Annotated in this window: 18 protein-coding genes; 12 read left to right on the top strand and 6 right to left on the bottom strand. The window is 39.1% G+C overall.

Annotated features, from left to right (window positions below; translation table 11 throughout):
* Positions 1–23: 23 nt before the first annotated feature.
* From L2567_RS15045 to L2567_RS15035, 3 genes are read right to left on the bottom strand one after another with little or no spacing between them, the layout of a single operon-like run.
* Positions 24–683 (bottom strand): CBS domain-containing protein, encoded by a 660-nt coding sequence (locus L2567_RS15045; RefSeq protein WP_235298626.1) that lies wholly within the window; start codon positions 681–683, stop codon positions 24–26.
* Between the two features lie 60 nt (positions 684–743).
* Complete coding sequence (locus L2567_RS15040) at positions 744–1,616, bottom strand: NINE protein (protein ID WP_235298625.1); 873 nt, start codon at positions 1,614–1,616, stop codon at positions 744–746.
* A 37-nt stretch (positions 1,617–1,653) separates the two neighbouring features.
* The gene (locus L2567_RS15035; protein ID WP_235298624.1) at positions 1,654–2,880 is read right to left on the bottom strand and encodes a GAF domain-containing SpoIIE family protein phosphatase; all 1,227 of its coding nucleotides are present in this window, start codon (positions 2,878–2,880) and stop codon (positions 1,654–1,656) included.
* Positions 2,881–3,107: 227 nt separating this feature from the next.
* On the opposite strand from L2567_RS15035, the gene L2567_RS15030 reads away from it, so the two are divergent.
* From L2567_RS15030 to L2567_RS15015, 4 genes are all read left to right on the top strand, one after another.
* On the top strand, positions 3,108–5,030 hold the full coding sequence (locus L2567_RS15030) for a hypothetical protein (protein ID WP_235298623.1): 1,923 nt from the start codon (positions 3,108–3,110) through the stop codon (positions 5,028–5,030).
* 7 nt (positions 5,031–5,037) lie between these two features.
* Positions 5,038–5,862 (top strand): DUF2490 domain-containing protein, encoded by an 825-nt coding sequence (locus tag L2567_RS15025; protein ID WP_235298622.1) that lies wholly within the window; start codon positions 5,038–5,040, stop codon positions 5,860–5,862.
* Positions 5,863–5,871: 9 nt separating this feature from the next.
* Positions 5,872–6,729: an MORN repeat-containing protein gene (locus tag L2567_RS15020; RefSeq protein ID WP_235298621.1), complete on the top strand. Its 858-nt coding sequence runs from the start codon at positions 5,872–5,874 to the stop codon at positions 6,727–6,729.
* 124 nt (positions 6,730–6,853) lie between these two features.
* Positions 6,854–7,780 (top strand): T9SS type A sorting domain-containing protein, encoded by a 927-nt coding sequence (locus L2567_RS15015; protein WP_235298620.1) that lies wholly within the window; start codon positions 6,854–6,856, stop codon positions 7,778–7,780.
* Between the two features lie 71 nt (positions 7,781–7,851).
* Here L2567_RS15015 and L2567_RS15010 read toward each other — a convergent pair whose 3' ends face one another.
* Positions 7,852–8,511: a hypothetical protein gene (locus L2567_RS15010; RefSeq protein WP_235298619.1), complete on the bottom strand. Its 660-nt coding sequence runs from the start codon at positions 8,509–8,511 to the stop codon at positions 7,852–7,854.
* A 261-nt stretch (positions 8,512–8,772) separates the two neighbouring features.
* Here L2567_RS15010 and L2567_RS15005 point away from each other — a divergent pair, with 261 nt between their 5' ends.
* From L2567_RS15005 to L2567_RS14990, 4 genes are read left to right on the top strand one after another with little or no spacing between them, the layout of a single operon-like run.
* On the top strand, positions 8,773–9,303 hold the full coding sequence (locus L2567_RS15005; RefSeq protein WP_235298618.1) for an RNA polymerase sigma factor: 531 nt from the start codon (positions 8,773–8,775) through the stop codon (positions 9,301–9,303).
* Positions 9,304–9,343: 40 nt separating this feature from the next.
* A complete protein-coding gene (locus L2567_RS15000) occupies positions 9,344–9,802 on the top strand; it encodes a hypothetical protein (protein WP_235298617.1) in 459 nt (152 codons plus the stop codon).
* Positions 9,783–10,727, top strand: coding sequence for a FecR family protein (locus L2567_RS14995; RefSeq protein WP_235298616.1), 945 nt, complete (start codon positions 9,783–9,785; stop codon positions 10,725–10,727). Before L2567_RS15000 ends, L2567_RS14995 begins: the two co-directional genes overlap by 20 nt.
* 7 nt (positions 10,728–10,734) lie before the next feature.
* A complete protein-coding gene (locus tag L2567_RS14990) occupies positions 10,735–13,314 on the top strand; it encodes a TonB-dependent receptor (RefSeq protein ID WP_235298615.1) in 2,580 nt (859 codons plus the stop codon).
* 20 nt (positions 13,315–13,334) lie between these two features.
* Here the strand turns inward: L2567_RS14990 and L2567_RS14985 are convergent, their stop codons facing one another.
* The gene (locus L2567_RS14985; RefSeq protein WP_235298614.1) at positions 13,335–15,092 is read right to left on the bottom strand and encodes an SGNH/GDSL hydrolase family protein; all 1,758 of its coding nucleotides are present in this window, start codon (positions 15,090–15,092) and stop codon (positions 13,335–13,337) included.
* A gap of 96 nt (positions 15,093–15,188) precedes the next feature.
* Complete coding sequence (locus L2567_RS14980) at positions 15,189–15,389, bottom strand: dodecin family protein (RefSeq protein ID WP_235298613.1); 201 nt, start codon at positions 15,387–15,389, stop codon at positions 15,189–15,191.
* Positions 15,390–15,519: 130 nt separating this feature from the next.
* Here L2567_RS14980 and L2567_RS14975 point away from each other — a divergent pair, with 130 nt between their 5' ends.
* From L2567_RS14975 to L2567_RS14960, 4 genes are all read left to right on the top strand, one after another.
* Positions 15,520–16,035 carry a TlpA family protein disulfide reductase gene (locus L2567_RS14975; RefSeq protein WP_235298612.1) on the top strand — a complete coding sequence of 172 codons (516 nt, stop codon included), beginning with the start codon at positions 15,520–15,522 and terminating at the stop codon, positions 16,033–16,035.
* Between the two features lie 79 nt (positions 16,036–16,114).
* Positions 16,115–16,684: a nucleotide exchange factor GrpE gene (locus tag L2567_RS14970; protein ID WP_235298611.1), complete on the top strand. Its 570-nt coding sequence runs from the start codon at positions 16,115–16,117 to the stop codon at positions 16,682–16,684.
* A gap of 7 nt (positions 16,685–16,691) precedes the next feature.
* Positions 16,692–17,846 carry a molecular chaperone DnaJ gene (gene dnaJ, locus L2567_RS14965; protein WP_235298610.1) on the top strand — a complete coding sequence of 385 codons (1,155 nt, stop codon included), beginning with the start codon at positions 16,692–16,694 and terminating at the stop codon, positions 17,844–17,846.
* The gene (locus L2567_RS14960; protein WP_235298609.1) at positions 17,843–18,301 is read left to right on the top strand and encodes a gliding motility lipoprotein GldH; all 459 of its coding nucleotides are present in this window, start codon (positions 17,843–17,845) and stop codon (positions 18,299–18,301) included. The genes dnaJ and L2567_RS14960 overlap by 4 nt, the downstream gene beginning before the upstream one ends.
* Positions 18,302–18,303 lie beyond the last annotated feature (2 nt).

Here is an 18,303-nt window from a genome sequence, read left to right as displayed (position 1 = left end):
GGAGAATTAGTTGCGAAAGTATTCTAAACATTCAGAAAGTGCATCAGAGAATCAAATCTTTCTTTTAAAGAATCAATGTATTCTGTTTCTGCAAAGGTGGCTTTGATGATATAGCCATAACGCTCCAGAGTAGCAATGATGTGCTTAATGTCCTGCACGTTGAGTTTGAGGGTTACCAGTATTTCATCAGAATTCGGGCTATTGGTCAAAAATGAACTGAGAATGGTCGCATTTTCCATTTCGATGATTCTGGAAATTTCAGCCAGCGAATAGTCGCGCTTTCTAATATTCAATACGACGATACTTCCGCTTTCCATGAAGGAGAAGCTCTTAGCGTAAAACTGAATCAAATCGTCCTGCGTTATGAGTCCGATATAATCTTGTTGATCATCTACAACCGGAATCACAGTCAGATTATTTTCAGCCATGATGGACATGACTTCGAACATGTGATCTTCAGCTTTGGCAAATGGTTCTCGCATGGTCAGATTGTAAGACCCTATTGCCTCATCCAGATCGTTATTCAGGATTTCTTCTTCTGAAATGACCCCTAACAATTGTTGATTATTAACGATGGGAAGATGCTTTACATGAAAGATATTCATCATGGTGATAGCCTCCTCGCCTAAATCAGAAGTCCTAAGGCAGGATACTGTTTGCGATATTAATTCATTGGCTATCATTACTTCATCTTTTTTTATAAGACGTATTTATAGGACACTTGGCACATATATTAACACTATTTAACGTCTCATTAATTTTTCCTTTTCTACAACATATTCTTTTTCTGAAAGTAAACCTTTATTTCTAAGTTCAGATAATTTCTGAAGCTGTGAAAGTAAAATGTCGTCCTTAATCACTTGATCAGGCAACTCTTCTACGTCTGGAATTTCTTCAACAGTTTGCGAGGATGTATCCGATGTAAGGCGATATCCGTTTTCCTGAAATGCCTCAAACCCTTCTTGTATTCGCAAAAATGCCAGATCGTCGTGGGTCTTAATTTTTTCAAAATCTTTAAACCCATTTTCGACCGCTTTAGCCAGATGGTAATATGATTGATCAGTTTTCTCAGTAAGCGAATATGCCGCGGCAAGATTAAAGTGCAGAGCCATATCGTTGGGATCCAGCTCTAATCCTTTCTGGAAATCTTCTATTGCTCCTTCGATGTCATAATCTTTATACTTAGAGACTCCTGTCTTTTTAAAAGGATTCTCTCTTGGCCTTTTCACCCTATTTTCCTGTGGTGTCGGCCTTCTGTAGCTTTCCCTGCTTCCGGGATAGCTGTCTTGCTGACGTCTGCTGCTGTAGCTGCCTCCGCTTGTATATCTTCTTTGTTCTCTCGAATCATACCTGTTGCTCCTTCTTTGATCTCTGCGATCTGCCCTGCTATCATACTGTTTATTATACTTGGCGTCAAACCTTTCATCTGACATGGTAAAAAGTACGAAGGCGTCAACAAAACCCAAAAACACAGTAATTGGCAATCTCATTGAGCTTCCCACCATAAAAAGAATCAGATAGAAAATTCCTGCTCCGGAGTCACGCAAGTAGAATTTGTGGGCTCCAAAGATGCCCAAAAAAAGTGCTATTAATGCCGCCGTTGTTCTGTTCTTCATTCTTCTGCGCTCAAATTAATATTTTCATTCCTAAAAATCATAACACCTTACAAGTTAATATAGCGATGTCATCAGGATAAGGTTGTGCTCCCTTAAAAGTATTGATTTCCGAAAGTAAGAGATTATTGAATGATTCTGCCGACTCATGTGCATGCGATTGCAAAAATCCGCTGATCTTATCATCCTCAAAGTAGTCTCCCATTTCATTTTTAAGATCCACCAAACCATCAGTAAAACTCAAAATCATACTATTATGTTCAAGGTCAAGTTCTTCTTCTTCGATCTGGGGCAATTTCTCAAAAGCTCCTATAATCGTACAACCTTTATCTAAACGTCTCATTTTTCCATTTTGATACAAGAAGGGTGGATAATGGCCTGCATTAATATATCTTAACTTCATGGCTTTTACATCAACTTCTGCGATAAAGAAAGTGATATACTTGTCGCTTTTGGTAATTCTAAAAACAGATTGGTTTAAAGCGAATACGAAAGTTTCAAGGTCTCTGTACTGAAATATCAAACCTTGAATAATGGCTTGAAAATTAGCCATCAGCAATGCTGCTCCAACTCCTTTTCCTGAAATATCCGCGATACAAAAGGCGAATTTGTCTGCACCGAAACTAATATAATCAAGGTAATCACCTCCCACATTAAAGTGTGGTTTATAAATCTTCGATAATTCAAACTTATCAGTGATCGGAAGTTTTTCGGGAATCAGCATTTTCTGAACCTCACTTGCCAATTCGATCTCCTTTTTAAATCTCTCCTGCCTTATCTGCTTTTTGAAAAGTCTTTTGTTTTCGATGGCAACGGCAATAATATTGGTAATGGTGGTAATGAATTGTATTTTATTATAGACATCCTCCTGATCTTTAATGCCTCCAATGACAGCATAAGCTATGGCGTGATCTTTATGCATTACCGGTATAATGATATCGAAAGCCTGAAGTACTTCAGGATCTTCATCCTTAATGGTGTGTAGTCGGTCGTAATTTTGAATGACCAGGGCCAGTTCATTAATAATCCACTCCGTCTCGATATTGATGTGAGAAGTACATAGCCATTCATCATCTTCCAGCACATATAAGACCATTTTGTGAACACCCATTTCCCAACTCAGGAAAGATTTATACATGTTGTAAAGACCGTCGGTACTTACATTTTTATTAATGGCCTGGGTGATGGTCAATAGGGATTTTATCTGTAGCTGTTTGAGGCTCAGTTCCTTTTCAAGTTTTTCCAGTATCGCTAATTCTCTACTCATAGTCTGATGGATGCTTGACCAAAAATAGACAATTAAAATATATAGCCTAAGGATTGTGATTTTGCTTTTAAACAAATGAGTGACATCGCGACGATCTAATTACCAATTGCTCTATGTTTGAGGTGCTAAAGAACAATTGACAACAGTCAAGGTTAGAATGTAAATTTTAAATGCTATTTCGGTCTTTTTGGCCTTGTTATTTATAGCTTTGCATCAGAACCATTCAAATGAGGTTATTTACATCTAAACTGAGAAGGCTTCTTATCTTTTTACCTTCATTGTTGATTACATCCATAGGATTTAACCAGAGTGTTGAAGCTTACCAAGGTCCTTATGGATTAGGAAATCAGAAAGGTGTGGCCAAGTATGAGTTTATGCTTTTCAATGGCGATACCATCAAGAATGGCACTTTTGAATTTAGCAGCTCAACTTTACAGGAAGATTCCCAAATGGGTCAGACAGCATATGAAGTGAGCGGTCACTATGAAGGAAATAAACTTTCAGATCGATGGGAGTTTAAAAAAACCTATCTAAGACCAAGTAACAATACAAAATTAGTGGATTACAAGTATGTCACGACGCTCAATGGAGAAGAAGATTACATCATCGGACAGTTTGAAGATGGTCTGCCTCAGGGTGAATGGCAACTTTCGCGATATCGGATTTTAGATTCTAAAGTAACCGATACCATTTTTAGAAGCATAATAACCTACAATCAAGGTATTCCTCAATTGAGTGCCAAGATATACCATCAGAATTCTTCTTTGGTTACCCGCTACCTTCGAAATGGAATGGCCCACGATGAGTGGACGCTTTTCAATCCCAACGCCATTGAACCTCAGGAGATATGGACGTTCGATCATGGGCTTTTAAAATCTATTCAATATAATGATCAGGAAGGGGTAGTGATTGTTCCCATTTTTAATGATGAATCGCTGGATCTGCAAGAAATCTCTATGGACCAACGTTTTTTGTCAGTATTGTCTAATTCATTTCCCTCATTGGATACAGTTCAAGCTTTGAACAATGGTATTTTTAAGTTACTTGATATTCAGGAAACTTTATTAAATGGTGTGGAATCACTTCTGAAAAGAGAAGAACAGCGGATCAAATTGGCTGCCTATAAAGTGAAAGTTCCCACTTATCCATTTGAAGAAAAAGAGCGTGAAATGCTGGAAAAATTGGTGTCCTTGACCGAAGAGTCGGTAAGGATTGCCACTGGAATCCTTTCTAATTCTCAATTAAACATTGCCAAGTTATCTGATCGGGAAACGGCCGCTTATTTTGAGGCAACCGATCAGATTAACAGAAAGATCCTGAAACCCATGACCCTGATGGTACGAATGGACGATCAAAATATCACCCAATACATCAATCGAGAAAAATTAGGGAACCAGCTATTTCCTGAAGGATTGCCCTTTCAGGTTTTCGAGAATAGTGCTTTAAAAAATCTACGTACCCATTCCTATCCAAATTTACAAAATGTACGGATTGCAGACCTGACGAATCTGATTGAAGATGCCTATGCTTCTTTAAATTTTCTTCGACAAAAACTAAGTGAAAAAGCTTCGATAACCATCCGGGAAAAAGCCATCGTATCTGAAGAGGCTTTATTGGTGCGCAAGGCTCAGAATTTTCAGTCTCTCGTCAATACTGTTTCAACCAATGCGTCAGATCACGTGAAGACAACATTGACATCAGTGCAAGAATTTGCTGAAAATAAGCTGACCGCCTACGCTAACATGGAAGATTCTGAAAATAAGCTGAATACGGCTAAAGCGCTGGAGCTTTGTTATGAAGATCTAACCAAGCTTGTTACGTCATTAGGATCCCTACCGGTCCAAAAAAAAGAAATAAGAGCAATGTATACGGACGACGTTTGGAACCCCTTCACCTCTACCATCATGAGTGAAAATATCAAACGCAGAATCACTAATGCCTATGAAGAAGTAGTCATTCCTTATACTTTGACACAAATACAAAATAACCTGACATGTGACAATTCTGCAGATTTCTCTGATCGCTTTAAGGTGATTGAGGACAGAATGATTGTCTTGAGGGATATGAAAACCAACAAACTAGAGCGGAAATTAAGAAGGAAGTCTGATCCTGAAGTAACTTTGGCGCTTTTAGGTCTAAATACAGAATGAGATAACCATGCAGAGGCCATACCTAGGAATAATAGCGCTGCTACTAGTGCTTTCTAACTTTACGCAGATTCATGCTCAAGATCAAGCGGTGCTGCCTGAAAAGGCCAAATTTAAAGATTACAAGACCAAATACTGGATCAATACCTACGGCAATGTCAGAATTTCAAAGCGGTTGTTTTGGGTTGCTCAAACGCATTTTAGATTTGAGGAAACCAAGACCACTCCTTTTGCTGGACAGGTCGCCCAATTGTACAATCGTCACGCCATAGGTTATATTTACAATAAGAAGTTCAATATTAGTTTGGGCGGGGTCTTGAGATTGAATTTTAATACTGATGAATTTTCTGATGCCCCTCGCAACGTGGTGCCGGAATGGCGTATATGGCATCAGTACCAATTTGCTGTTCCGGTTTGGAACGCCATGGTATATCACAGACTCCGGCTGGAACACAGATGGTCCAGGGGGTTTAGCGCAGATCCGGACTGGATTTATCGCAATAGGTGGCGTTATATGTTCAGACTAAAGCAACCTTTAAATAAACCAAAACTTCAGTCCAAGACCTTATATATAGCCCCGGAAGCAGAATTAATCATGCAAAGTGGAAAAACAATAGTGGCCAGTCCAATGGAAGACCTGCGTTTGCATACGAGTATTGGATACATTATCAATCCACGAGTTACGGTAGCTACTGGCATCATGTATTCTACAGGGCAAGCGATTGAAAATGGTGGAAATTATAAACAGGCCTGGACCATCAGAATGCATTGCTATTTTTCACCTGACATCAGAAGGGTGAAAAACAAATTGCCAGCCATACACTTTAGAGATTAAAACTTAATAATGAGTGCCTACAGATCAAATTTATTACTGGTGATGTTGACCATCGCCGCCCTTGGAACAGCTTTGTTCTTTGGTCTACAAACGAATAAATTCAAAGAAGAGCTTCAAGCATTGTCCATTACTGAACCAACAGATGAGGATCAGATATTAATGAAGGAACGTTTAGCTGTTATTGATGAATTGTTGGCCAAAGGTGAATACCAAAGTGCTCTAAATATGGGAGCGGAAATAAGGAGTAGCGTGAACCGTGATCAGTTAAGTGACCTTGATCTGCGGATGAACATTGCAAGGCGAATGGCTGACCTGGATGATGAAGGAGAAGCAGAGGTTGTTGAAAAAACTACGGTGGACACCGTAGAGAAAGTCGTGATGAAGCCAGTGATTCCCATAGACAGCAAGTCAGATTCCTTGAGTTTTGCCCTTGAAAAAGCAGAAATGCAATTGGAAATTCTGAAAGAAAAAGTCAAGCAAAGTTCTACAGGAGCTTATTTGACTTTTAAAACTTCTAAAGGCAATGCTCTTCATTATGTGGGGGAAACTGAAAATGGCAAAGCCAATGGTTATGGAATTGCCATCCTTGATTCAGGAAGCAGATATGAAGGAGAGTGGAAAAACAACCAAAGGCATGGAAAGGGTAAATTTTTTTGGATGGACGGCGAACGCTATGAAGGTGAATACAAAAACGATCAGCGTAGCGGGACTGGAATTTATTATTGGACCAATGGCGAAAAATACGTTGGAGAATGGGAAGAGGATATGAGAAATGGTAAGGGGAAGTTCTACAATGCCAAGGGTGAGGTTAAGGCATCCGGCATTTGGAAAGATGATAAGTTAGATGAGGTCGAGAAGAACAAGTAGGTACAGACGAAGGTAGCAATCAATCTCTCGTTAGTGTTGATTTAAGTGGTCATATAACAGGTGGCTATACCATTATCATTTTTGAAGCTAATAAGCCTGTTCAAACTGAAAAATTTATAAAAATATGAAGGTTTTAACACTTGTTGCATCATTCTTACTTTCTTTTGCTGTTGCTGCTCAGATCGAGTGGGCGCCCATAGGCTCAGATTTCTACTATACCAATATATCACCTTGGAGTGCCAATCGATTTTACGCCCGAATGCATGTCGAAAAAGATACTGTAATTAATGGTATCAATGCAAGAAAGATGGTGACCTATGATATTGACGAAATCGGAGGTAGTGAAGAATTATACGATGTCAGCTACATCCATCAGGATGAATATAAAATTTATCGATTCATAGATGGTAAGTTCAGAATTCTTTATGACTTTAACTTGGAATTACACGATACACTTAAGGTATATGTATCACCATTAAGAAAACCGGAAGACTCCCTTGCTTATATGATAGTGGATAGCACTATTACTACATTTGCAATCAATGGCTACAATCTTAGAGCTCATAAATTGTATCCTCTCGATATTAGTGCTAATGAGTCTGCTTTACAATTTGGAGGATGGGCACTCGAATTTTTCGGATCTCTTGGATATTTCTTTCCCTTGGATCAGCTTGAAGATTGCGAACGCTATTGTCCCACATTTTTCAGGTGTTTTGTGTCCGAAGAGTATACCTATCATCGGTACAGTAATATCAGTTGTGATACGATTTTACTTGTTGCATCTAATAAAAATATAAGGAATTACGAAGAGATTAAAATAGCGCCCAACCCGGGCCGAAGCAATGGAATTTCATCTATCGAAATGAATTTATCGCAACAACACAAATCCTTTGAATTAGGAATATTTAGCTTAAATGGCCGATTGATCTATAAACAATCAGGTGTGACAGGGCAAGAGCTGATCTTTAAGAATCCGGAAGAGCCCGGAGTTTATCTTATCAAATACTCAATAGGCGATGTAATATATACTGGAAAACTGATGGTTATTTGAACAATGTTCATTAAAGAAACAAGGATGAATCAAATTGATCCATCCTTGTCTTATTACAATTAAAAACTTACTTACTCTCTACATTCTTCGACCAGTGCTTCGAAAGCTTCCTGATCCGCAATTTCTCTTTCAGCGCCTGTTTCCTTTATCTTCACCGTTATAGGAAAAACTACTTCAGGAACTTCTTCTGGCCTGTTCTCCTTCCACGATTTTAATAATCTAATGATGTCTGATCTGTCTTCAAGCGTGATCAGGTCACCATCTGCCATCACAATTAAAATAGGAAGCTGTACCTGAAAACATCTATTATTGATGAACCTTGCGAATTTTCCACATTTTCGATGCTTATTATTGTGCTTTCTACACATCTTTCTTAATTCCCGGACTTGCTCTTGAGAGGTAACTTCTATCGTCTCACCATCTATCCTGGTGATCGTAAATGGAAATTCAAGCGTGGGTCGTTCTTCAGCGTCCGGATTTGACTCCTTCCATCCTTTCACCGTCACTAGAAACTGTTCACGATCTTCGACCTCTGATGTTGTTCCATCAGGAAAAACAACGGTCACCGGGAAATTTACCCTGTAGCATCTATGATGTCCCCCTAAAGCACCATCCCGCATCTCCTTATAAGTGTCCTGAACAAAATTGTCCACTGTGGTCCACTCTTCTTCCTTTGAACAGGAAAACATGATTATTCCCATAGCTAAAACTAAAATTCCTAAAATTCTCATAACTTCTATAATTTTGATTTTTGAAATAATGTGAAAAGATTCTGCTTTTCTTGTTTTCGATAATAAGAGGAAGCAGCTGCGAGTTTGTACTCAAAAATTTTATTATTATTTCCGAACGGACTTGCAGACCTCACATTGACATACCTTAAAAACTCGATTCTCATTTGCTTTGAGTTGATTTTTTTTAGAATTTCAGAACACATACACATCTAGCATTAAACTTTGGCTGAGAAAATCTCAACTTTTAATTAGCTTTACTCTGTGATAGGTCTTGATTGTATTCAGCTACTTAAAGATGGAGAACGGGAAGGTCTCGGATGTCTTTACAAACTCTTCGCCGAGGATCTTTATCGGTACGGTGTGGCTATTTGTGGAAACACCACTTTAGTAGAAGAATGTCTACATGATTTCTTCGTGTACATCTGGGAGAAGAGGAAAAAATTCGAAAACGTCGAAAATCCAAAGTCCTACCTAATGATCAGTTACAAAAGACGGCTGATTAAGAAATTAGCCAAAGCTAAAGACTATGAACCACTGAATTTTGACTATGAAGTTAATAATCAGCAAGAAAGCGCGGAAGAACAGATTATTCAAGAAGAACAGGAGGAGGAATTCAACGTTAGATTAAGCGAAGCGATGAAGCATTTGTCTAAAAAAGAAAGGCAGGCCATTCACCTGAAATACTTTGAAAGATACAAAAATGAAGAAATCGCAGAACTGTTGAATATTGCCAATCAATCTGTCCGAAATTTACTATATCGTGCCATTCAAAATTTAAGAAAGAAACTTTGAGTACAAAAAAACGTTTTAATACTCTAGTAAATAGAAAGATATGAAATACCTCATCTCCATATTAACATTGACCCTTTTCTTCGCCTGTTCCAAGGAATACGATCTATCTAGTGTAGATCCGGAAGTTCAACCATTCTTTGACATTTTCGAAGAGGAAGCTGCACTTCGAGGAATTATTGTGGATTTGGCACTGGAAGGAATCGGTGCCAGGATCGATAATATACGAGATTTTAGTACTGTTGGCCAATGTCAGAACACAGAGGAAGGTGAGAGAAGAATATTAATTGAGCGATCTTTCTGGTCAGAATACGATCATTTTGGTAAAGAATTTATCATTTTTCATGAACTGGGGCATTGTTATCTGGATAGAAATCATGACAATGCTGTTAAGAGTGGAAATATTTGCGAAAGCATCATGCAAAGCGGTGTAAGTGGTTGCGTTAATGCCTATGGAGCTGAAACACGAGAAGAATATTTAGATGAATTATTCGGATTATAACATAGAAGACTGGATCACTGATGAAGCATTCATCGCCTATGTGAATGGTGAGCATTCCGAAGATATCGATCGTTTAAAAAATGATTCCAAACACGCTGAAAACATTAGACAAGCTACCAAGATTGTTCAGAACCTAGAACGTACTCAAATTAAGGTGAACCCCTTGGTCATAGAAGAAATTTATGACAAAATAAACCATAGCATTGATATGGTTGAACGACCGGAAACGCGCATTGTCAATATGAAATGGGTAGGCATAGCCGCAGCAGCTGTAATCGTTCTATTAATTGCATTTCCTTTCTTTATGGCTAGTGAAAGCAATCACATTACTACTATTGCTGAAAAGAGCACTTTTAAACTTCCTGATAGTTCTCTTGTCAGATTGAACAGTGTATCTTCTATCAGGTATAATCAAAAATCATGGAAAAAGCACCGATACCTGGTACTGGAAGGCGAGGCCTTTTTTGATGTCGAAGAGGGGTCAAAATTCATGGTCAAAAGTACTCAGGGAATTGTAACTGTAATGGGCACGCAATTTAATATCCGTGATCGGATAGGATTCTACGAAGTAGAGTGTGTGGAAGGAAAAGTACGAGTCGCATTGCAGGAGGGCGGGAGTTTCGAATTAGAAAAAGGAGATCGATTGACTAAGGTCAACGAGCAGGAGGCCGATGTGAAAAGAAATGCTGTAAAAGAGATTGACTGGCTCAACGACTACATAGAAGTGGAGGATCAAAAATTAAGCCTGGTTCTGGAAGAAGTGGGGAGACATTTCAAAGTCAAATTTTCAAATATCGATTCTCTTAGTGATAAAAAATACACGGGCTTCTTTTCGACAAATTCTCTTGATAGCGCCGTTCATCAAATTTTCTGGCCTATGGAGGTCGACTATGAGATTAACGAAAACAAAGTAGTCATCAAATAACTTTTATTTGAAATACATTGCTCTAATATTGGTTCTGTTCACCCATGTTCTTTATGCGCAGGATAATCCCACCAGCGCACTATCCTTTCTTAAACAATATACAGAACAATTCAACATACAATTCGCATACAACCCCGAGAAGGTTGAGTCGCTTGAACTTCGAGAAGTCAATAATTTGGCAGAATTGAAAGAAATATTCTTAACTTCTAATGTCAGTATTTTAGAGATTTCAGATTCCAGATGGTTGTTGAAAAATGAAGGAATAATCATGGATGATCAACCCCGGTATTTCACCGGTCGAGTGATAGATGCTGACGGTCAAGCATTGGTCAACGCCCTGATTTATTCAGGTTCAGGCCAAAGTTCCGTTTTGACAGACAACCATGGCAACTTCACTATGGAAGTAAAAGGAGAATTGGATGAAGTCTGTTGTCAATACCTGGGCTATCAATCTCAATGTTTAACAACTTCCGACCAGCTTCTATTCGAACTGACCCCGGTGGCATTTATGATGGATGGTGTTAAAATAGAAACCAAGAAGGTAAATTGTTCCATGCGTCCGTTGGACGATTCAGAACATTTACGCATACAAAATTCTGAAATTAATCAGGCCACACTTGGAAAGGACGTATTAAGAACGGTACAACTACTTAGTGGTGTCGATGCGACCAATGACCTGAGCGCATCATTGAATATCAGGGCAACAAATGGTTATCAATCGCTGATTACATTAGATGGCATTCCTTTATACAATACAGAAAGTGCATTTTCTATGTTTAGCGTTCTGAATCCATTGGTCATCAGCAATGCTGTGTTGTACAAAAATACCATGCCTCTAGAATACGGTGAATTTACTGGTGGTTACCTTGAATGTGAAGGCCTTTCTGATATAAAAGAAAAGCTATCCTTAAACCTTGAGGTAAATACCCTTCAAACCATAGGGTCGATCCAGGTTCCTGTTGGAAAATCTAGTCAAATCAGTGCAGCATTCCGGCGGTCAAATGGAAGGATTAGCAACAGCCAATATTATAGTACTTTGCGCACACGCAAAAGAAAAGACATTCAATTGTCAGATGATTTTGAAAGACCAGAGTTTGTCACTACCGAATTAGGAAATCGATTTGGTGATTTATATCTGAATTTTAGCCATGAGTGGAAAGGAAATCAGAAGTTTACCATCAGTGCTGTGGGGAATCGTGACGTCAGCAGTACCATGTACGAAGGTTCTTACTTATGGAGTCCAAGAAACAATTTAGTATTCCTGATCGATGAAGAATACGAACAGTCTAAAACCAAAGCCAATGTAGGATTGAGTACCAGGTACACCAGGAAGTTTAAGTCTACCGCCGAATTACAGATATCCTATTACTCAAGTATTTATGCGTTAAATGATGACATACAATCTTCTATCTCCATTCGAAGGAGAATGCAGGATTCACTGAATAATTTTAATTCTCAAATTCAAAATGGTATTAGGGACAATAATCTAAAATTTCAGTTTATTTCAGACCGAAGCAAGACCTGGAGTTGGCAGTTAGGAACAGACTTTAGAAGGTTGCAGACCGATTTCACATTCAGGTCTATTAATGAGAATCCCGCAGGACAAAATCTTCGATTTCCAATCGTTACACCCTATGCTGGATTAAGATTTGATCACAAAGGTATCATTGTAGCTGATTTTGGGATTCGAAACGCCATCATACCAGCAAACAGATTCATTTCTTTCGGTTCGCCCAGAGGAAAACTACTTCTGAAGCTTAACGAAGGTTTTTATTTGAAATCTTCGGCATCTTATAACCAACAGTTTTTCAGACCAGTGGAATTAGAAAGGCAGTTAGGTCAGACCACAACGGTAAATGTGATATCAAATGCTGATAATGTGCCTATTATGAAGAGTGCACAAGTTACCCTTGGTATGAATTATTTTAAGGAGGGCTGGAAGTTCAATGCCGACTTTTTTGTGCGCGAGAATACGGGAATATTAGAACAAGTACTGGAGCGACCCGGAGTAATTAATCAAGTCAATGTTTTTCAGAACAACACGTATATTTCTTTGCAAGGGGTCAATCATGTCCGAGGAATAGATGTGACTTCGGGACTTGAAAAAGAAAATTTTTCGGGGCTTTTGAGCTATACATATTCCAAGTCAGAAGATCGTTTTCCAAGACTTTTTAACAATGATCCCATCCCGGACCAGAATAACAGAACGCACCAGATCAACTTGTTTGCCTCCTATCAGCTGAATTCCTGGACTTTTTCAAGTACATACATTTATGGAAGTGGTGTTTATACCTTGAACAGAATTGCCTTACCGGAAGGGGTTAAAAGAAACCAAATCAAACCTTCTGATCTTTTCAGACAATTGCCGGCTTATCGCCGATTTGATATCAACACTTCCTACCGTCTGCCACTCAAAAAGGGAACGATGCACTTTGATCTGGGCATATTTAACTTACTGGATTATGAAAATATTAATTCGGAGATCTTCATTTATGCCTTAGAACAGGAGGGCAAGACTGCTTTAGGTGCTTCTCAGGTTAATCTTTTAGGCAGAATCTGGACTGCCGGCATAAGGTATCAATTGTAATGATGGCAACACTCAATGCATTAATGTCCAACGATCTCCTGGATGAACGGACTTAACTTAAGGTATCCTTCCCTGTTCGGATGTAATCCATCAGAAAACAATGTTTCATTTAAGCTCTGGTCAGGTGACAGAAATACGTGGCCAACATCTTTATAAACAAGATTCAGATTAGCAGCTAGCTGGGCAATTTTAAAATTGAGCAGGCGGATTCTATCCACATAGCCTCGACGAGGAAGTAAACCCATCAAAATCAGCTCTGCCTCGGGCTGCCTTACTGTTATATCTCTTAATAAATACTCCAAACCTTCAATAATCTCCTGATCATTATTAAGATGTAAGTTATTGGTGCCAATCATGACCAGCACTTTCTCAGCCTCAAAACCATCCAGAGCTCCGTGATGCACCCTCCATCTTACATTTTCTATTCGGTCCCAACCAAATGCCATATTTCTAAGACCCGATGGTGTAAAATGCTTGTTCCATGTTTCTGCCTCCCTGGCAATTTTGGCCTCAGGTTCTCCACCCCAAAAATGAACAATAGAATTGGCTAAAAAAACCTGTTGAGGTGGTTCAGATTTATTCATGGCTATAATTTCGAGATGTCTTTTTTCCCAATCATAGTTGCCAGGTTCCCGATATTGGCGAACAGGTTTGCTGGTCGAACTTACACCTTCTTGTTCATGCAAAATCTCTCTGACTTTACGCTCGTAGGCAGTAGCATATTGGTACATGCCCAAATCTGTAGGATGGGTGCCATCAGTCATGGCATCCTGAGAAAGCCCAATTTCCTCCCTGGTCAAATAATACAAATGTTTAAGTCCCTTGTGTCTCAATTCGATAAAAGCTTCTTTTTGCATTCTGTTCAACACCTCATAATCTTCTTTTCTGGAACTAGAGATTTGGCCTTCTGTATAACCGGCATGTTCTACCAGTAATATAGGAACCTCCGGCTTTGAATCATGTAGAATTTTTACTGCTTTTATGACTAGATTTTTTAGGTCAATGCTGTCCTTGAGACCCACTCTTTCCCAATGCCACCAGCCCAGATTAGGAAGGCAATCCAGGATATAGATTTTCGCATCGATTTCTGTCATCAAATTTAGAATTGCTGGTGAAAGTTGGCCATTTCCACTGAATCCCAGATTGATTAAAGGTCTATCCATTTCTCGGGAAAGAATAGTAGGCCATATCATTCCTGGCCTGGAAGCATGTGCCCCCTGAGCAATAGAAGTGCCATATACAACTATAGGAGCGTCTTCACGAGCTGGCAAAACTTCGAAGTAGGAGCCCTCATCTGTTTTAATTTCCATCCATTCGACCTTATTGTATGGGGGCAAGTATAATCGATATTCCCTGCCCTGGTCATGATAGCGATCATTGGGATCCAGTTTTTGAAATTGATAGACGATGGTGTCACCAAAACGTGCTTTGCCAGCACACCAAAGCTCCTGACCATCACTGGAAATAGCATATAGATCAAGACCACTTTTACCAATCATAGGCATATGCCTCATCCCATAATCCTGATCACTGACCTGGTATCTGACTGTGATCGAAGAAGTGGACGCTCTGAATCTGAACATTAAGCCTGTGCTGTGTTGCGACAAATTCCAAAGTGGTGTGGGAACATCATCTTTGACTCGCTCCGGAAGCCTGGTAAATGGATCTTTGATTTCACTCTTCCATCCTTGACCTTCTAAATGATCTTTCACGGTATGCCATTGACCTGTAACATTAAACCATTGACCTACAAAAAGAAGAACTAAAAAATATTTCATAAAGAAGGTTCTATAAAAGCTTTGAGTATAGCATGAAAATAAAAAAACCTTTGAATATTAATCCAAAGGTTTTGTTTCTATCAGAAATGATTATTCTTAGTTGACTTCAAAAGTAATTTTCACGTTCACTCTGAAATCTGTGACTTCTCCATTTTTTACTACAGAAGTCATTTCGTTAACGTATGCAGATCGAATATTACTTACCGATTCTGACGCCTTTTTTACTGCTTTTCTTGTAGCATCTTCCCAACTTTTTTCGGAATTAGCCAGTACTTCTATTACTTTTAAAACTGCCATGTGCTTATATTTTTGATGTTAATAAATCGTAGAAATGACCAAATTTTACATTGATCTTACATGCTTGAAATCAATTATTTAGAACTATTGTTCGTTAATTTGTTGTAATAATGTATAAATATGAAATAGAATGAATAAACTGTTCATAGCTTTGATCGTAGGATTTGCCATTTATGCCTTGGCCAGGTACCTATACATGAAGCCTAAGTTCAGAAATGGAGAAGATATTCCGACGATTCAGGCAGAGTTGATCAACGGTGAGCCCTTCAATATTGCTAATCTACGAGGTAAATACGTGCTTGTAGATTTTTGGGGTTCATGGTGTGGTCCCTGTAGAGAAGAAAACCCGGCGTTAGTAGCTTTATACGATAAGTATAATACTCAACAATTTAAGAAAGCCTCTGGTTTTGAAGTGGTGAGCATAGGAGTTGAAACCGATGAAAATCGCTGGAAAAGAGCGATTGAGAAAGATGGACTAGACTGGCCTTACCATATCGTACAATTGGATAGGTTTTCATCACCTATTGTCAAAGAATTTGGCGTAAGAGAAATTCCAACGAAATATTTACTAAACGAAAATGGACAGATTATTTCTGTGAATGCCACTATGGAGGTTTTAGATCGCTTATTGGCAGACAGAATTTAATATTTACTGACAAAATGTCAATAATCCAGGTATGGCAGAAATATTGCCATAAATCTAAAGAGTATTAAGTAATAAGAAAATGATAGATAAGACAGAAGAGAAAGATATGGAAAGTCCGGAGATAGACGAGACTCAAGACACCCAGGAAGACAAGCCCAAAAGGGGCTGGATGGGTGGTAAGAAGGATTCAAAATTGAAGAAGGAATTAGAAGACAAAGAAATTGAATTAGCAGAGGCTAAAGATAAGTACCTTCGGTTATTCGCAGAGTTCGACAACTATAAGAAGAGGAGTATTAAGGAGCGGTTAGACTTAATGAAATCTGCTGCTCAGGATACGATTAAGGATTTACTTCCTGTTTTGGACGATTTCGCAAGGGCGAAGCAAAGCGCTGAAGCAGAAGGTTCATCAGAAACTTTTAGTGAAGGGGTGGCTTTGGTTTATAATAAGTTGTTGAATACCCTGAAAAGTAAAGGTTTGGAAGCTATGGACACCAATGGTGAAGAATTTAATCCTGAGTTTCATGAAGCCATCACCAAAGTGCCAGCCCCCTCAGAAGAAATGAAGGGTAAAATACTGGACACAGTGACCACCGGTTATAAGTTACATGATAAAATTATCAGACATCCTAAAGTTGTAGTAGGAGAATAAAACATTTATGGCAAAAAGAGATTATTACGAAGTATTAGGAGTCGAAAAGAATGCGGATTCGAATGCTGTTAAAAAGGCTTATCGGAAAATAGCCATGAAATATCACCCGGACAAGAATCCCGGAGATAGTAAGGCTGAAGAGAAATTTAAAGAGGCTGCTGAAGCTTATGAAGTTTTAAGTGATGCGGATAAGAAAGCCCGTTATGATCGTTTCGGTCATGCAGGAGTGAGTGGAAACGGTGGCTTTGGAGGAGGTCGTACTGTAGAAGACATTTTCTCTCAGTTTGGTGATATTTTTGGAGACGGTGGTAGTCCCTTCGAATCTTTTTTCGGTGGTGGCGGAGGTGGTTCTAGAACAAGAACCCGCGGCCAGAAAGGATCCAACCTCAGAATTAAGGTTTCATTGACGCTGCAGGAAGTAGAATCTGGTGTCACCAAGAAAATTAAGGTCAAAAAGCAGGTTACCTGTAAGACTTGCAATGGAAGTGGCGCAAAAGACAGTTCTTCGCAAAAAACTTGTGGCACTTGTTCAGGTAGTGGATATGTTAGGCAGGTCAGAAGTACTTTCCTGGGGCACATGCAGACTACCACAGCTTGTCCCACTTGTAATGGATCAGGACAGGTGATCACTGCCAATTGTAACACATGTAAGGGTGAAGGTCGAAACTACGAGAGTGAAACGCTCGAAATCGACATTCCGGCTGGAGTTGAAGATGGGATGCAACTATCCATGAGAGGCAAAGGTAATGCCGGTAAGAATGGTGGACCTGCAGGTGATTTATTGATTAGTATAGAAGTGAAGGAAGACGAGCAGTTGGCACGAGATGGCCAAAACATCATCTATGATTTGTTCTTGAATTTTGCAGATGCTGCGTTGGGAACTTCTGCGGAAGTACCGACCTTAAGTGGCAATGTGAAAATAAAGATTCCAGCGGGGACACAAGCCGGAAAGATATTAAGACTGCGTGGCAAGGGATTGCCTTCAGTCCAGGATTATGGTAAGGGGGATCAACTGATTCATGTTAATCTTTGGACACCTAAAAATCTGACGAATGAAGAAAGGGAGTTGATGGAGAGAATGCGCGAGATGCCTAATTTCAATCCGAGTCCCGGTAAGTCTGAGAAAGGCTTTTTTGAAAAAATGAAAGATTATTTTAAGTGAGAGGACTTCTGATTTTTTCACTTTTGGCTGTATTGATTGCTTGTAGTGACGATGTTTACTACGAGCAATCTTTTGATTTGGCTGAAGGCCAATGGTCTTATGATGATCAAGCTACCTTTGCTTTTGAGATCGAAGATGTTGAGGACTATTTTGATTTGGTTTTGGATTTAAAGCATTCTGCTGACTATGTTTTTGAAAATGTATATGTACAGATGCATACCACGTTTCCATCTGGTGAGACCGTTACAGATGAAGTTTCCTTGCAGCTTGCAGATGCTTTAGATCAATGGGAAGGACAGTGTAACCAATCTACATGTGAAGTCAGTATTCTGCTGCAAAATCGAGTTCGATTTAAGGAGGTGGGTGAGTATGAATTGGCAATTGAACAGTACAACAGACAGAATCCATTGCCAGGAATCGAGTCATTGACTCTGAAGATTATCGCCTTGCCTTAAAA

Source organism: Portibacter marinus (assembly GCF_021533195.1).
Taxonomy (GTDB): Bacteria; Bacteroidota; Bacteroidia; order Chitinophagales; family Saprospiraceae; genus Portibacter; species Portibacter marinus.
The sequence above is the reverse complement of the archived record's forward strand: the minus strand, read 5'-3'. Positions and strand labels throughout refer to the sequence as shown.

Coding starts and splice junctions, on each gene's coding strand:
- L2567_RS15045 (WP_235298626.1), bottom strand. CDS start 683: ATGATAGCCAATGAATTAATATCGCAAACAGTATCCTGCCTTAGGACT.
- L2567_RS15040 (WP_235298625.1), bottom strand. CDS start 1,616: ATGAAGAACAGAACAACGGCGGCATTAATAGCACTTTTTTTGGGCATC.
- L2567_RS15035 (WP_235298624.1), bottom strand. CDS start 2,880: ATGAGTAGAGAATTAGCGATACTGGAAAAACTTGAAAAGGAACTGAGC.
- L2567_RS15030 (WP_235298623.1), top strand. CDS start 3,108: ATGAGGTTATTTACATCTAAACTGAGAAGGCTTCTTATCTTTTTACCT.
- L2567_RS15025 (WP_235298622.1), top strand. CDS start 5,038: ATGCAGAGGCCATACCTAGGAATAATAGCGCTGCTACTAGTGCTTTCT.
- L2567_RS15020 (WP_235298621.1), top strand. CDS start 5,872: ATGAGTGCCTACAGATCAAATTTATTACTGGTGATGTTGACCATCGCC.
- L2567_RS15015 (WP_235298620.1), top strand. CDS start 6,854: ATGAAGGTTTTAACACTTGTTGCATCATTCTTACTTTCTTTTGCTGTT.
- L2567_RS15010 (WP_235298619.1), bottom strand. CDS start 8,511: ATGAGAATTTTAGGAATTTTAGTTTTAGCTATGGGAATAATCATGTTT.
- L2567_RS15000 (WP_235298617.1), top strand. CDS start 9,344: ATGAAATACCTCATCTCCATATTAACATTGACCCTTTTCTTCGCCTGT.
- L2567_RS14995 (WP_235298616.1), top strand. CDS start 9,783: ATGAATTATTCGGATTATAACATAGAAGACTGGATCACTGATGAAGCA.
- L2567_RS14985 (WP_235298614.1), bottom strand. CDS start 15,092: ATGAAATATTTTTTAGTTCTTCTTTTTGTAGGTCAATGGTTTAATGTT.
- L2567_RS14980 (WP_235298613.1), bottom strand. CDS start 15,389: ATGGCAGTTTTAAAAGTAATAGAAGTACTGGCTAATTCCGAAAAAAGT.
- L2567_RS14975 (WP_235298612.1), top strand. CDS start 15,520: ATGAATAAACTGTTCATAGCTTTGATCGTAGGATTTGCCATTTATGCC.
- L2567_RS14970 (WP_235298611.1), top strand. CDS start 16,115: ATGATAGATAAGACAGAAGAGAAAGATATGGAAAGTCCGGAGATAGAC.
- dnaJ (WP_235298610.1), top strand. CDS start 16,692: ATGGCAAAAAGAGATTATTACGAAGTATTAGGAGTCGAAAAGAATGCG.